The sequence below is a fragment of the Aminobacter sp. P4_D5 genome, from assembly GCF_056401815.1.
In genome coordinates this window covers 1-518 of record NZ_JBFUIP010001395.1, presented here as the reverse complement: position 1 = coordinate 518, position 518 = coordinate 1, and the positions used below count along the sequence as shown (strand labels likewise).

The window sequence follows — 518 nt, the reverse complement described above, 5'->3', positions numbered from 1 at the left end:
CCAGCGACCCTTCCGTGCGGATGGACCGGGTCGCGCGCGTGCTGGCCCAGCGGATCGAGGTCCTGAAGCTGACGCAGGAGATCGGCCGGCAGACCAAGGCCACCTTCGACGACCGCCAGCGCGAGGCCGTCCTGCGCGAGCAGATGGCCGCGATCCAGCGCCAGMTCGGCGAGGGCGACGGCCGCGGGCCGGAGGTCGCGGAACTCACCGCCGCCATCACCGAGGCCAAGATGCCGCCGGAGGTCGAGGAGGCCGCCCGCAAGGAGCTGCGCCGCTACGAGCGCATGCCCGATGCCGCGGCCGAGGCCGGCATCGTCCGCACCTATCTCGACTGGCTGATCGACCTGCCCTGGGCCCTGCCCGAGGAGAAGCCGATCGACATCGAGGCGGCCCGGCGCGTCCTCGATGCCGATCATTTCGGGCTGGAGAAGATCAAGCAGCGGATCATCGAATACCTCGCTGTCCGCAAGCTGGCGCCGGAGGGCAAGGCGCCGATCCTCTGCTTCGTCGGCCCGCCC

General features: G+C 71.2%; 1 pseudogene. It reads left to right on the top strand.

Features of this window, described 5'->3' with window-relative positions:
- Nucleotides 1–518 (top strand): annotated as a pseudogene (locus tag AC1DWF_RS38615) (endopeptidase La); the annotation flags it as partial.